General features: G+C 71.0%; 14 protein-coding genes. 6 read left to right on the forward strand and 8 right to left on the reverse strand.

The annotated features are described in order from the left end of the window. Positions 1–3: 3 nt before the first annotated feature. Both ACWDVB_RS33310 and ACWDVB_RS33315 read right to left on the reverse strand, forming a co-directional pair. Entirely contained in the window at positions 4–1,518 is a 1,515-nt protein-coding gene (locus ACWDVB_RS33310; RefSeq protein ID WP_451518945.1) for an exopolysaccharide biosynthesis polyprenyl glycosylphosphotransferase, read from the reverse strand. Then, complete coding sequence (locus tag ACWDVB_RS33315) at positions 1,515–2,669, reverse strand: glycosyltransferase (RefSeq protein ID WP_451518944.1); 1,155 nt, start codon at positions 2,667–2,669, stop codon at positions 1,515–1,517. Before ACWDVB_RS33315 ends, ACWDVB_RS33310 begins: the two co-directional genes overlap by 4 nt. A gap of 358 nt (positions 2,670–3,027) precedes the next feature. Here ACWDVB_RS33315 and ACWDVB_RS33320 point away from each other — a divergent pair, with 358 nt between their 5' ends. From ACWDVB_RS33320 to ACWDVB_RS33335, 4 genes are all read left to right on the forward strand, one after another. Then, complete coding sequence (locus ACWDVB_RS33320; RefSeq protein WP_451518943.1) at positions 3,028–3,267, forward strand: chaplin; 240 nt, start codon at positions 3,028–3,030, stop codon at positions 3,265–3,267. A 255-nt stretch (positions 3,268–3,522) separates the two neighbouring features. After that, a complete protein-coding gene (locus tag ACWDVB_RS33325) occupies positions 3,523–4,317 on the forward strand; it encodes a hypothetical protein (RefSeq protein WP_451518942.1) in 795 nt (264 codons plus the stop codon). 149 nt (positions 4,318–4,466) lie between these two features. Continuing rightward, on the forward strand, positions 4,467–4,742 hold the full coding sequence (locus ACWDVB_RS33330) for a hypothetical protein (protein WP_451518941.1): 276 nt from the start codon (positions 4,467–4,469) through the stop codon (positions 4,740–4,742). A 183-nt stretch (positions 4,743–4,925) separates the two neighbouring features. Beyond that, positions 4,926–5,555 carry a vitamin K epoxide reductase family protein gene (locus ACWDVB_RS33335; RefSeq protein WP_451518940.1) on the forward strand — a complete coding sequence of 210 codons (630 nt, stop codon included), beginning with the start codon at positions 4,926–4,928 and terminating at the stop codon, positions 5,553–5,555. Between the two features lie 74 nt (positions 5,556–5,629). On the opposite strand, the gene ACWDVB_RS33340 is transcribed toward ACWDVB_RS33335, so the two are convergent. The 3 genes from ACWDVB_RS33340 to ACWDVB_RS33350 form a co-directional block, all read right to left on the reverse strand. After that, positions 5,630–5,902: a chaplin gene (locus tag ACWDVB_RS33340; RefSeq protein ID WP_451518939.1), complete on the reverse strand. Its 273-nt coding sequence runs from the start codon at positions 5,900–5,902 to the stop codon at positions 5,630–5,632. A 121-nt stretch (positions 5,903–6,023) separates the two neighbouring features. Then, positions 6,024–6,680 (reverse strand): M23 family metallopeptidase, encoded by a 657-nt coding sequence (locus tag ACWDVB_RS33345; RefSeq protein WP_451518938.1) that lies wholly within the window; start codon positions 6,678–6,680, stop codon positions 6,024–6,026. A 91-nt stretch (positions 6,681–6,771) separates the two neighbouring features. Continuing rightward, positions 6,772–6,957: a hypothetical protein gene (locus ACWDVB_RS33350; RefSeq protein ID WP_451518937.1), complete on the reverse strand. Its 186-nt coding sequence runs from the start codon at positions 6,955–6,957 to the stop codon at positions 6,772–6,774. A gap of 192 nt (positions 6,958–7,149) precedes the next feature. Between ACWDVB_RS33350 and ACWDVB_RS33355 the strand changes: the two genes are divergently transcribed. Further along, a complete protein-coding gene (locus tag ACWDVB_RS33355) occupies positions 7,150–8,364 on the forward strand; it encodes an FAD-dependent monooxygenase (RefSeq protein ID WP_451518936.1) in 1,215 nt (404 codons plus the stop codon). A 258-nt stretch (positions 8,365–8,622) separates the two neighbouring features. Continuing rightward, positions 8,623–9,519, forward strand: coding sequence for a PRC and DUF2382 domain-containing protein (locus ACWDVB_RS33360; protein WP_451518935.1), 897 nt, complete (start codon positions 8,623–8,625; stop codon positions 9,517–9,519). Between the two features lie 203 nt (positions 9,520–9,722). On the opposite strand, the gene ACWDVB_RS33365 is transcribed toward ACWDVB_RS33360, so the two are convergent. The 3 genes from ACWDVB_RS33365 to ACWDVB_RS33375 form a co-directional block, all read right to left on the reverse strand. Continuing rightward, the gene (locus tag ACWDVB_RS33365) at positions 9,723–10,028 is read right to left on the reverse strand and encodes a hypothetical protein (RefSeq protein ID WP_451518934.1); all 306 of its coding nucleotides are present in this window, start codon (positions 10,026–10,028) and stop codon (positions 9,723–9,725) included. A 62-nt stretch (positions 10,029–10,090) separates the two neighbouring features. Continuing rightward, the gene (locus ACWDVB_RS33370; RefSeq protein ID WP_451518933.1) at positions 10,091–10,561 is read right to left on the reverse strand and encodes an ATP-binding protein; all 471 of its coding nucleotides are present in this window, start codon (positions 10,559–10,561) and stop codon (positions 10,091–10,093) included. A 7-nt stretch (positions 10,562–10,568) separates the two neighbouring features. After that, positions 10,569–11,441 (reverse strand): MEDS domain-containing protein, encoded by an 873-nt coding sequence (locus tag ACWDVB_RS33375; protein ID WP_451518932.1) that lies wholly within the window; start codon positions 11,439–11,441, stop codon positions 10,569–10,571. Positions 11,442–12,055: the final 614 nt, after the last annotated feature.

Here is a 12,055-nt window from a genome sequence, read left to right on the forward strand (position 1 = left end):
CGCTCAGCTCCCCGTACGGCGTACGAGACAGCCGAGCGTGCGCAGCAGGATGCACATGTCCTGCCAGAAGGACCAGCTGTCGATGTAGGCGTTGTCGAAGCGGCACCGGTCCTCGATGGACGTGTCCCCGCGCAGGCCGTGGATCTGGGCGAGCCCGGTGATGCCGGTCGGCATCCGGTGCCGCCGCGCGTAGTCCGGGTAGACCTGGCTGAACTGCGCGACGAAGAAGGGGCGTTCGGGCCGCGGGCCGACCAGGCTCATGTCGCCGCGCAGGACGTTCCACAGCTGCGGCAGCTCGTCCAGTGAGGTGCTCCGCAGGAAGCGGCAGAACGCGTTCATCCGCCGCTCGTCGGAGACGGTCCACCGCGTCGCCGACTCCTGCGAATCGGCGGGCCGGTGGGTACGGAACTTCAGCAGCGTGAACAGCCGCCCGTCCTTGCCCACCCGCTCCTGACGGAAGATCACGCCGGGCCCTTCCACGGCCCGCAGCACGAACGCGCAGGCCAGCAGCACCGGAGCGGCCACCAGCAGCAACGCCCCGGCCACCGTGATGTCCAGCAGTCGCTTGCCCGGGCTCGTCCGGTGCCGCCCGGTGAACTCCAGGGGGCGGCAGGAGAACCCGGCCACGTACTGCCGGGCCCCGTCCGGCGCCGGGGCGAGCTCCGCGTGGCGCGGTTCGATCTCCCACAGGTCGCAGCCCAGGCCGCTCAGCGCCGGCAGCCGGCCCGCGAGCCCGGGGCCGGTGCCGGGGAGCAGGAGCACGGCGCGTACGTCGTTCTGGATCACCGCCCGGTGAAGCTCGTCCTCCGTGCCGAGCACCGGCAGCTCGTGGCCGGGACCGACGGACTCTTCCGCGGGCGGCTCCGTCCCGCCGCCACCTTCCCCGGTCTGCTGCTCGGGGTCGCTCACCACGCCCACGGGCCGCATGCCGCAGCGCGGGCGGCGCAGCAGGGCCGCGGCGACGGCACGTGCCTCGTCGGCGGGGCCGAGGACCAGGACCGGCCGGGGTCTGCGCAGGGCGTACGCCCGCCGGTGCCAGTGCACCAGGGCGCGCCCGCCGACGCCGAGCAGACACTGGGCCGCGCCCACGGTGACCAGGGCGGACAGGGGGAGCGGCGGTACCGGGACGGGGAGGGCAGGGGCGAGGACGGCGGTGAGGGACCAGCCGAGCGCGACGCGCGCGCCGAGCGAAGGCACCTCGTCGAGGGTGGTGGGCAGGGCGGTGAACTCGTACAGCCGCCCCTGGGTGTTGAGGGCGAGGACGGCGGCGAGCAGCAGGGGCGCCAGTACGGCGTACCGCCGCGGCTCGTCGAGCAGGAGCAGGGGGAGCAGCGCGGCGGCCGAGTCGACGGCCACCAGCGCGGCGAGCGAGCGCCGCCGGCGGGACGGGCGCCGCGTGCGCGCCTCGGCGGGCGGACCCTTCGCTCCCCGGGGGGCGACGACGAAGGTGCCTGGCGAGGCGTGGGTGTCCTGCCGTGACGGACCTGACGAGGAGGCAACGGTTCTTTCCGCACTCACGGGATGGTGCACTCCCTGTACTCGGTGGGCGCCGCGCCCAGAAGCTCGCGGTACACCACGTCGATGGCGTCCGCGGCGCGCCGCGCGTCGTGGTGGTCCAGGACATGACGGCGGCCCCGTCGGCCGAGCGCGTCGCGCAGCTCCCCGTCCCGCAGCAGGGCGACGAGGGCCCGGGCCAGCGCGGAGGGGTCCTCCGGTGGTACGAGGGCGTGCGCGCGGCAGCCCGGCGGCAGGCTCTCCCGTGCGCCGTCCACGTCGGTGACGACGATCGGCCGGGCGCAGGCCATGGCCTCCAGCGGGGCCAGCGCCATGCCCTCCCACCGCGAGGGCAGCACCACGACGTCGGCAGCCCGGTACCAGTCGGCGGCGTCCCGCGCCGCGCCGGCGAAGGTCACGGACGCGTCCGCCCCCTCGCGCAGCCGGGCGGCGTCCGGCCCGTCCCCGACCAGCACCAGACGGGCGCCGGGCACCCGCGCGGTGACGGAGGACCAGGCGCGCAGCAGGACGTCCTGCCCCTTCTGCCGGCAGAGCCTGCCCACGCAGACCACGAGGGGGGCGCGGGCGAAGGAGCCGGGCAGCAGCCGGTCGCGTGCGATCTCCGGGGGGCCCGGCACGAAGTGGTCGACGTCCACGCCGTTGGGGATCACCGAGTAGGACCCGGCGATGCCCGCGCGGCGGCCGGTGACCCACTCGGCCTCGCTGACACAGACGATGCGGCTCGTCCAGCGGGCGGCGCCGCGCTCCCAGAGCCGGGCCAGGAGCGCGGTGGCCCCGCCGACCGCCTCGAAGGACCAGGCGTGCGGCTGGAAGACGGTCGGGATCCGTCCGCGCAGGGCGATCCGCGCGGCGAGCCCGGCCTTGGCGCTGTGGGCGTGGACGAGCGTGGGCCGTACGGACGCGATGACGCGGTTCAGTTCCCTCGCCTCGGCGCGCAGCCGGGGCCCGGGAGAGCGGGACGCGGCCCAGGGGTGGTGCCGGACACCGGGCGGCAGCCGGGCCAGGACGCCCTCGTCCGGGCAGGCCACGTGGACGTCCATCCCCGCCGCCGCCTGAGCGGCGGCCAGGCCGGTGACGACTCGCGCCACACCGCCGTCCACGGGCCGGCTGACGTGCAGGACCCGTGGGCGAGAGGGTGCTGACGGCAGAGGCATGCGCAACTCCCTGTCTTCTCGCCGCCGGGCGGTGAAGAGCTCTGAACCACGACCAAGTCGGTCATTCGCACTGAATGCATGAATGTTGAGTCTTTGAATGCTGAGTCTTTTGTCTGAAATGTCTCTTAAGGCAGCGTCACTGTAGCCGGTGAGAGCGGTGGCTCCGACGACCCCGGCGCGTGTGTCTCCGCCGTCCGTACGCCGATCCGGGCACCGTCGCGGAAACGAGGTCGCGGAAACGAAATCGGCCGTACGTCACTCGTCCGAGGGCGCAACTCGTCGAGCAGGTCAGCAGTTGATCCCCATATACGGCCGCACTGGTCCGTACGAGACACCCTCACGCAAGGAGCAACACCTCATGTCGCTTAGCACCAAAGCCTTCGCCCTGTCCGCCGTAGCCGTCGCCGCCGTGATCGTTCCCGCGGGCATCGCCGTGGCCGACAGCGGCGCGCACGGCGCCGCCGCCAACTCCCCCGGCGTGATCTCCGGCAACGCCGTGCAGGTGCCGGTCCACGTCCCCGTGAACGCCTGCGGCAACACCATCGACGTCGTCGGCGTGCTGAACCCCACGTTCGGCAACGTGTGCGTCAACGACTGACACGTCGTCCGACCGAACGGCCGTCCCCGCGCAGGCGGGGGCGGCCGTTCCGCGTTCCGTCCGCACTCCGTGGCGGTGCCCCGAATGGGGGTCGCCCGGCAGGGAGCCGACTGCCCGTCACATCCCCTCCCACCTGCACAGACGCGACCCGGCCCCGGAGAGGCTCACTGCGTGGCGGAGCCGCTCGGTTGCGAGCGGCCTCCGGCGCTCCCACGGTGATCACAAGATCTGACGCATCACCGAAAGGGACCACCTATGCGTGCTCTGCCCGTACGGCGCATCGCGACCACCGCCCTGTGCGCGACGCTGCTTGTCGGCATGGCCGGCACCGCCGTCGCCGTCCACGACGACGGACCCGGCGACGAGACCCGGACCGCGCCCCGCGCGCCCGCCCCGGAGGCGCTGCTCGGCCAGACCAAGCAGCTCCACGATGTCGGCCGGGTCCTCACGCCGGTCACGGACATGCTCACCGCGGCGCTCAAGGCCAAGGGCAACAAGCTCTCCCCCGAGGACGTCCAGAAACACCGCGAGGCGGTGAAAAAGGCGATCCAGGCGGCCGCCGCCAAGCCCAAGGCACCCGCCGAGGTCCCGGCGGCCAAGCCCCAGACCCCCAAGGACCCGGCGGCCAGACCTCAGGCACCCAAGGACCCGGCAGCGAAACTCCAGGACCCCAACACCTCGGCGAACACCCCCCAAGCACAGAACCCTCAGGCCCCCAACCCGCAAGCGCAGCACCCGCAAGCACAGACCCCTCAAACGCAGAATCCCCCAGCGCAGAACCCGCAAGCACCCAACACCCTGGCACCCAAGCCCCAGGTATCCGGCATCCCGGCACCGAAGGCCGCAGCCGAATCCAAGGCCGCGGCCGAATCGAAGGCGCGAGCCCTGGCCGAACTGCAGAAGTCGGCCGACGCCCTGCTCGAACCGGCCGGCGCGGGCGACGCGGCGGCCGTGCGGGCGCAGGCCCCCAAGGTCCTCACCAGCCTGGTCGACGTGGTCACGGCCGGTCTGCAGGGGCTGCCGAGGTCTCCCGCGGCCCCGGGCCAGTAGCGGCCGGCCGGGGTTCGGGGAAGTCGGGGCTCAGGGGTTTCCGTTTCCGTACCGGCCTGTGCTCGTTAGCTCCGGTGAAGTGAGACGACAGGCAGAACGATGCCTGAAACGGTGCCCCGTAGGCGACATGAGTTGCCAGAGAAAGGAACATGATGAAGGCCCTGAAGGCTGCCGCTGTCCTTGCCGGTTCGATCGCCGTCGCCGGTTCCGCCGCGCCCGCATTCGCCAACTCCGCCGTTCCCGCCAATCTGACCGGCGCGGTCGAGACGCTCGCCGGTGACTCCGTACCCAACGCGAAGACGTTCAGCGCCCAGACACCCGTCACCGAGGAAGACGCCGTCAGGACGGTCACGGGCGCCACGCAGAAGCTGAACCCGGCCGGCGGCCCCACCCAGCTTCTCGGTGGACTTCCTCTCGCCAAGTAGGGCGCGCCCCACTCCCTTCGCCGTGCGGGGCGTGCCCCCAGGGCCGGTCACCTCTTGCGCGGACCGGCCCTCCGGTGTGTTCGCGGTCGCGTCGACACCGGCCCGGGGAAGACCAGTTCGAGCTGGGCCACATGAGTGACAGCGCGGCCGGACCCGCTCTTCGGCGTCTATACGGTTCCCCTCATGACCTCCACTGAACTGCCCCGCCAGGTAAGGCCGAGGATCACCGCCGACAGGCCGGGCGAGGTCGGCCGGGGGTTCGGCCTGCTTCTGATGATCGCCGGAGCGGCGGGTCTGCTGGCGGCATGGGTCATCACCCTCGACAAGAACAAGCTGCTCGAAGACCCGGACTACACACCCGGGTGCAGCCTCAACCCGGTCGTGGCGTGCGGCAGCATCATGAAGAGCGAGCAGGCATCGGCATTCGGGTTCCCCAATCCGATGCTCGGCCTTGTCGCCTACGCCGTCGTCGTCTGCGTCGGGGCGAGCCTTCTGGGCGGAGCCCGATTCCCGCGCTGGTACTGGCTGACCTTCAACGCGGGCACGCTTTTCGGAGCCGCGTTCTGCACCTGGCTGCAGGTCCAGTCCCTCTACCGCATCAATGCGCTCTGCCTGTGGTGCTGCCTGGCCTGGGCCGCCACCATTCTCGTGTTCTGGTACGTCACCTCACACAATGTGCGCCGCGGATTCCTGCCCGCACCTCAAGGGGTGCGTGCTTTCCTGGGCGATTTCCCGTGGGCTCTCCCCGTACTGCACATGGGCGTCATCGGCATGCTCGTCCTGACGCGCTGGTGGGACTTCTGGACCGGCTGAGAGCCGAGCCGTTGCCACCGCGAAGCCCCCGGCGGAGACGCTCACCGGGGGCTTCGGGCTTCGGGCTTCGGGCTTCAGTGGCCGTGGCCGTGGTGCCCCCCGTGGCCGTCGGTGTTCACGCACTTGTTGCCGAAGGCGGGGTTCAGAGCGCCGACGACGTCGATGGTGTTCCCGCAGACGTTCACCGGGATATGGAGCGGGGCCTGGACCACATTGCCCGAGATGACCCCGGGGGAGCCGACGGCTTTGCCCTGCGCACCGGCATCCGCCACGGCCGCGCTGCCGCCGGCGAGCACGACAGCGCCGGTACCGAGGGTGACAGCGGCTGCCTTCGCGATGCGAGACATCAGTTCTCCTTCTGGTCGGGAAACGCGGCTGCTGTGCACAGCCGCTCGCTCCTAACGACCGCTGTCATGGTGAAGTCACGGAGAAGGGTGCCCAGTGGGAGGCGCCCGGCGGGAGGGGTGCTCAGCGGAGCCTCGCTCCCCGCCTGGCCAGGTAGCGGACCGGATCGATGTCCGAGCCGTAGCCGCGGCGGGCCCGTATCTCCAGGTGGAGGTGGGGGCCGGTGGCCCGCCCCGTCGCGCCGCTGCTCCCGATGCGGGCGCCGGTACGGACCCGTTCCCCGCGGCGGACCAGGATGCGGGAGAGATGGGCGAAGACGGCGTAGTGGCCGTCCGGCATCCGCACCGTCACCGCCTTGCCGTACGCACCCGCCCAGCGAGCCAGTACGACGACACCGGCGCCCACGGCGTACACGGGTGTCCCCCGTGGCACCGCGAGGTCGATGCCCGTGTGGTGCCCGGCGAGCCAGTCGCCGCGTATCCCGTAGCGCGCGGAGACCCGGAAGCCGCGGCGCAGCGGCAGGGTGTAGCGGCGGCCGGCCGGGAGCTCCGGATTGAGCCCCCGGAGCTCCCAGGGCGGGATCTCGGTCTCCGCCTCGGCCAGGGCCGCCTCGAACTCGGCGTCGTACCCGCCCCCCGCACAGACGTCGTCCGAGCGCGCGGTGGCACGGTGTGCGGTCAGCGGGACTGCTCCGACGGCCAGGATTCCGGCGGCGACACGCAGGGCGTGACGCCGCGTGGGAGGCGCTGTTCGCGCCGTCTCTATGTCGTAACCATCCATGCTCCACAGCTCACTAGCGGTGGGCCCGACACGCATCCCGTGGCGGCCGTGACTACGCCAGGCGGATCAATCGGCCCGGCATGCGGCGCCGTCACATGAAGGACATGCCGCCGCCCACGACGCAGGACTTGCCGTACTTCCAGTCGCACTCGACGGGGCCGACGACGGTGTCGACGCGGACGGCCGGGCCCGTGGGCGCGGCGGCGGTGGGGACGAACACCAGCAGCGGCACCAATACCACTGCCAGCGCCAGAAGCAGCCTGAGGTGAACCGACACGTCCGTTCTCCTCGTCATCGTCGTATCCCGAGACCCTCTGATCCTGCGCAGATGTCACTCATGATCGCTATTCCGTCACCAAGAGTGACGAAAGCAGTGGCTCGTCCGAGTGGGGGAGACGGTGGCGCCGGGGCGGCGACACAGCGCCGCCCTTCGGCCGTGACGCGGCGGGCGGCGCATACGTTGGGCGGCGTGAAGATCGATTGCGTCGGTGGGGGGCCCGCCTCCCTGTACCTGGCCATCCTCGCCAAACTCCGGGAGCCGGCCCACGAGGTCACCGTCCACGAGAGACACGCGGCCGACGCCAGCCACGGCTGGGGCGTCACGTACTGGCCCGACCTCTTGGAGGAGCTCCGCGCCCAGGACCCCGTGTCCGCGCGCGCCATCGCGGAGCAGTCCGTGTGCTGGCGCGGCGGCTTCGCGTACGTGGGGAGGAGAACCACGGCCCACGACGGCGACGTGGGCCACGCCATCGGACGCCACCGTCTGCGGACGATCCTCGTCGACCGCGCCCAGGAGCTGGGCGTACGCCTGGAGTTCGGCACCGAGATCGGCGGCCGCGCGGACCTGCCCGACGCGGACCTCGTCGTCGCGGGCGACGGCGCCCACAGCAAACTCCGTACGGAGAGCGCCGCCCACTTCGGTACGCGCGTGACCACCGGCGCCAACCGCTTCATCTGGCTCGGCACGACCCGGGTCTTCACCGCGTTCACCTTCGCCTTCGTCCAGACCGCGCACGGCTGGATCTGGTGCTACGCCTACGGGTACAGCTCCGGGCACAGCACCTGCGTGGTGGAGTGCTCCGCGGCCACCTGGACCGGCCTCGGCCTCGACCGGCTCGGCCACGGCGACGCCCTGCGCCTGCTGGAGAAGCTCTTCGCCGAGATGCTCGACGGGCATGAGCTGCTCGGCCGCAGCGACATCGAGGGCCACGCCCAGTGGCAGGCCTTCCCGACGGTCACCAACGAGTCGTGGTCCCACGGCAACCTCACCCTCATCGGCGACGCCGCCCACACCACGCACTATTCGATCGGGGCCGGCACCAGCCTCGCGCTCCGGGACGCCGTGTGCCTGGCCCGCGCGGTGGGGTCCGCCACCCCGCCGGAACTCCCCGCCGCGCTCGCGCGCTACGAGCGGGAACGCAAGCAGGCCCTGCTCTCGACGCAGAGCGCGGCCCGGCACAGCGCCCAGTGGTACGAGAACCTGCCCCGGTACATCGGCCTCGAGCCGCGGCAGATGTTCGCGCTGCTCGGCCAGCGCCATTCGCCGCTGCTGCCCTATGTGCCGCCCCAGCTCTACTACCACCTGGACCAGACCGTCGGCCGGCTCCCCTCCCTGCGCCGGCTCAAGCAGAGCCTCGGCCCGCGTCTGGCACGTGCCTTGCAGAGCCGACGGCCCCGGTCCTGAGGCGGGTCGGGGGTGGCGGTGGCAGGCCAGTGCGCTTCCCACCCATTCACCCGAATGGCCCAATCCGCCGGGCGGCGGATGTGGCCGGTCCGATCGCCGACGGCCCCGGAATGGCGTAGTCCCGCAGGCCGCTTCCCGCACACCGCGCGACTCTCCGCCTTGCGCGGCGGACGACGGCGGCGCGCGATGGACATGAGGCGTGCGTCGTCCCGTGCGGATTGGTTCTGCCCGTCGCATGCTCCAAGGGAGTGATCACCCATGACGCAGGGCGAGGCCTTCACGAACCCCGACGCGCTCAAGGGCCTTACAGCCTACGACCGGACCGGTGAGAAGATCGGCAGTATCGAACGGGTCTACCTCGACGACCGCAGCGGCCGTCCCGAGTGGGTGACCGTCAAGACCGGCCTCTTCGGCATGAAGGAGAGCTTCGTACCACTGGCGGGGGCCCGCCTGCGCGGCGACGACCTGCACGTCACGGCCACCAAGGAGGCCGTGAAGGAGGCCCCGCGGGTGGACGCCGACCAGCACCTCGACCCCGGCCAGGAGCACGAGCTCTACGCCCATTACGGGCTGTCCCGTCCCGGCGCGGCGGTGACCGGAACCGGCATGGGCACGGCGGGCACCGGCATGGGCACGGCCGACGCCCCTGGGCCCCCGCTCGCCGGGGCGGCAGCGGGCCATGGCCGTCACGCCGGCCAGCGGGAGTACGCCACGCGCGCGGGGGCGGGCGACGGGACCAAGGAGCAGGAGCTCGTGTGCTCCGAGGAGCGGCTGCGGGTCGGTACCCAGGAGGAAGAGGTCGGACACGCCCGGCTGCGGAAGGTGGTCGTGACCGAGGACGTCACGACGTCGATACCCGTCTCCCACGAGGAGGTCCGCGTCGTACGTGAGCCGATCGGCGAGGGCGACCGGGTGCGCGGCACCACCATCGGCGAGGCCGAGACGGAGGTGACCCTGCACTCCGAGAAGCCCGTGGTGAGCAAGGAGACCGTGCCCGTCGAACGCGTGCGCCTGGAGACGGAGAAGGTCACCGAGACCCAGGAGGTCTCCGGCACCGTCCGCAAGGAGCAGATCGAGTTCGACGACGCCAAGGGTGAGCGCGGCGGCATGATGGGCGAGGGCTGGCGCGACCGGAAGCGGGGCCCGGGGCACTGACGCTTCCGGAGGACCGGAGGCTCTCTCGGATCTTTGGGCCTCCGGGGAACCCAGATCCCAGCGAACCCAGATCCCAGCTAACCCAGATCCCAGCGAACCCAGATCCCAGCGAACCCAGAGGGAAGCATTCACCAGAGTGCTTCCCTCTGCTCTGCCGCCGCACTGGCGCGCCCGGCTCGCCGACGCCATGCCGGCCGACTCGCTCAGCCGAGTGCGGCGGCCAGGACCCCCGACACCACGGCGGCGGCGGTCGCGGTGGACAGCAGCATGACTCGCCCGCGTCTGCGTCTGCGCCACACGCCGGCCCACAGACGCCACCCGGCGACGGAATCGTTTCTCCTCACGGCACGTACGTGCGTGGACAGCTCGCCGAGGCCGTCAGCAGGAGCGTCAGCAGGGCCGTCCGCGAGACCATCGGCCTGCCTCAACCGCACGCACCACTCGCAGTGGTCGAGGCCGGAGTCGAGGTCTCTCGGCCAGGGCATCGCGTCGTCGTCAGAAACCGCCATGCCGAGTCCAACGACGCACAGACGGGCGCCGGAACGTCCGGGTCAGTTTTCCGTACGGGTTTTCACCCGCCCGCGGCCGGCCCTACTTGGTCGGTGTGAGGGCGGGGGCACCACCGCATGGAGAAGACGACGGTGGCGCCGGTGGGGTCGGCGCTGATGGTGAGGTCGTCGGTGACCAGACGTGTCAGCCAGAGGCCCTGGCCGTGGCCCGCGCCGTTGATGCCGGGGGCGAGTTCGGGAATGACGTCGGCGGTGAAGCCGGGCCCGCCATCGCTGACCCGGCACCGCAGTTCATGACAGGCCGCGCGGGCCAGCGTCAGCACGCCCTGGCCGCCGCCGTGCTGGACCGCGTTGCTGGCCACGGCGTCCATCGCGACCACGAAGTCGCCGCGCCGCTGCTGGGGCAGCCCGACCAGGGCGGCATGCCCCTCGACCAGTGCTCTCAGGTAGGGAACGTCCTTGGCTGTGAACGGAGTTCGCAGGAGGATCTCCTCGGCCCCCTCTGCTTGACCACCGCGTGTATCGAAGGTCATGGCCCTTTCACCTGGAGATGTCGATGGCCGAGGGGGACGCGCCGAGGTGTCGCAGCGTTTCAGCGCAGCGCCTGGCGCAGCGGACCCGTACCGGCCTGTGCGGCGTCGCGAGGCCCATCGTCCGTACGAGTTCCCTCGCGCACTCCACGCCGAGGAACACCACCCCGTCGAGATCGATGGTCAGTCCGGTCTGTGCGTCCGGTGAGCGAACGGCGTCGGTCAACGCCCGCGTCAACTGCTCACGTGTGGCCAGGTCTGCTTCCCCGACCAGCCGGAGCGTCCGGCCCGCCAGCCTGGTCCGCAGGCGGCCGAGCGCGGGCAGGAGGTTTTGCGGATGAGCCCGGCACATGGCCTCCAGGACCTCTTGCGGAAAGCGGTCACGGTCGTAGGCGCAGATCTCGCTGTAGAGCCCGGAGGTGAACAGGTGCTCCGCCTGGCGTTCGCGGGCCATCATCACGTCGAGATCGGCTTCGAGGTCGGCGACCCATCCCATGTCGATGTAGGTCCGCAGGCCGGTGAAGCCGTGCGCCCGCGCCGACTCGGTCTCTTCCACGATCCGCCGCCACTGCTGCGCCGCGGTGAACGTGCGGTCGGGGAGGATGAGTTGACGCATGCTGCTCATTTCGAGGCGCCCGCTGTCGTACCCCTGATCCAGCAGTACTCCGGGCGCGTCCCTCAGGCGCCGCAGCACGTCCGAGGCGTTCAGGTGCGGGGAGGGAAAGACGATGACCTTCTCCCCGCGGGCCACGCCGTTCCATACGAAGGCCGACAGTACGTCCCACCCCTGCAGATGGTCGTCGTAACAGAGAAAGGCATGGTCGCCGGCGCTCATCTGCTGCACGGGCAGCGTCCCGGGATGTTTCAGATCCGAAGCGAGCATCGCCTTCCGCTCCCTGATAAGGCTGCCTGCTGTAAGGAGAAAGGTACTGGCTGTGAGGGAGTGCTACGGACCATTCGGCCTCTCACATCATGGTCGTCGGCTCGAACCTCTCTGCGATGTGGGACGTGGAACGCGTGGAGGGGCCCTGGTGCCGTACGGCACCAGGGCCCCGAAGGAACTGCAACGCCATCTGCGTGGCGCTTCGATTCCTCCGTTCTTCCCTCTGAGTGACTGACTCTTTCTGCGGAACTGCGTACTACTTACTGCGTACTGCACTACTGGTACTGCTGACACTGACTGGTACTGCGAACTGCTTGTGGCGGCCCCTGATCACTGCGGGCCACCCGGTCCGGTGGTCAGCCCCGTCGCCGTCCTGCGACAACCATGGCTTCGAAACTCCACCACCGCACCGTCCTACGTGCACTGCTGCCCGGCAGTTCGTGTCTGCCGGGCCCTGCTCGATCTCGGCTACAACAGAAACCATAGCTACGTGAGCGCCCAATGTCTACTGTCGTGAGTGCAGATTTACGCGTGCTCATCGATGAGGTATTCGCCTCCGCCGGCCTATGGCTAGCGCGGCACGCAGTGAGGGCCCGACCGGCACGCGCCGGTCG

The sequence above is a fragment of the Streptomyces sp. NPDC003379 genome (genome assembly GCF_053589195.1).